This is a genomic window from Halalkalibacter akibai JCM 9157, assembly GCF_000513135.1.
Taxonomy (GTDB): Bacteria; Bacillota; Bacilli; order Bacillales; family Bacillaceae_D; genus Halalkalibacter; species Halalkalibacter akibai.
In genome coordinates this window covers 1-1,536 of the sequence record NZ_BAUV01000121.1, presented here as the reverse complement: position 1 = coordinate 1,536, position 1,536 = coordinate 1, and the positions used below count along the sequence as shown (strand labels likewise).

1 protein-coding gene is annotated in these 1,536 nt (G+C 35.7%); it reads left to right on the top strand.

Annotation, left to right across the window (positions count from 1 at the left end):
- The first annotated feature begins 116 nt into the window (after positions 1–116).
- The gene (locus tag JCM9157_RS22975; RefSeq protein WP_052013333.1) at positions 117–1,361 is read left to right on the top strand and encodes an MFS transporter; all 1,245 of its coding nucleotides are present in this window, start codon (positions 117–119) and stop codon (positions 1,359–1,361) included.
- The last annotated feature ends 175 nt before the right edge of the window (positions 1,362–1,536 follow it).

Sequence of the window (1,536 nt, the reverse complement as noted above, 5' to 3'; positions counted from 1 at the left end):
AGCGTTAGTAAAATTACGGGCTGTAAAAGATGGCTCGTTTTTTTATACCCACTTATTGGAAGATGATGTTAAACTAAAGGAGCAGAAGAGTTTAATTGAAAAGAGGAGAAGGCTTTATGACAATAAATAGTAATCAATTATGGAAGCAGCCTAACTTTTTAAAGCTTTGGTCTTCTCAAACTTTGAATTCCTTAGCACAAATCTTACTAAGTGTAGTGGTAATGCTAGAAGTTTATCGGTTAACAGAATCTGTACTTGGGGCGGCGTCTGTATTTGCATTTATGTCACTTTCTTCATTTATCAGTAGCCTAATAGTCTCCAGAATAATCGACAACTATTCAATGAGGAAAGTTATGCATAGTGCGGGAGTTATACGAGGCATTTTAGTAATTGCTATTGGTGGCTTCATATATATTGAAAGTATAATAGGACTCATCTTATTGTTTCTTTCTATTTCTATGTATTCTTTTGTTGGGGCATGGTATCAGCCAGCGAGATTTGCTATTTTGCCTTTGATTATACCGAGGGAGCAATATATTAAAGCGAACGGAACGCTTGTTATGGTTCAACAATTGTTAATGGTTGCAGGCTGGGGGTTAGGAGGTGTACTGGCAGCCTTCGTTTGGTATCCGATTATTATTGCTATCATTGCAGTTTCTTTTATGCTTTCTGGTCTACTTGTTTACTTTATGAAAATTGAGGAAAAAGAAATATCTGTTAATAAAAATGAAAAAAGAACACCTGCTTGGAAGGAAGTTTGGCGTATTCCTGTTGTAAGAGGAATAACTATTATGGAAACAATTGAGGGTATCTCAAATGCTATATGGACCTCGGCACTCCTATTAGCGTTTACCACTGTTGTTTTAAATGCTGGAGATGAGTGGTGGGGTTTTATTAATGCGGGGTATTTCGTTGGCGCTATACTCGGAAGCTTTATTGTTACTTTTAATGCTAAAATATTAGAAAATAAAATTGGAATTATGATTGGAATGAGTGGGGTTTCCATGGGTTTGTTAACTATTTTATTCTCACTCACAACCATCCCAATAATTGCTGTGCTTTTATGCATACTTATGGGACCCATGTATCAAGCAAGGGATATTTGCCAGGTAGCTATCATGCAGGACGCTATACCAGAAAAACGTAGAGCTGGGATAATGGCTGCAAGAAGCGCTTTTCTAACTCCATGGAACGGTATTATGGTTTTAGTTGTTGGTTTTGCAGCAGATGTATTTAGTGTCCAGGTGATATATTTGGTTGCTGGGATATTATATTTTATTGGGTCTTTAATAGCTTTCAAACAAAAGTCACTTAGAACTTATGAATTTAAGGACTTTGAAAAGGGTAATGAGGCAGGTTAACATAAGAGTTGAACGAAAACAAGTATATCAAAATTCAAAAAAGAATGAATAGAATATAGAACCCAAAACAATCGTGTTATAGAAACCTTTGAAGAAATTAGAGATAAGAATAGAAGTTTTTCAAGAAACGGGTGCGATAGCTTAATAAAGGTTATCGCCTTTCTTGTTGAAGTAA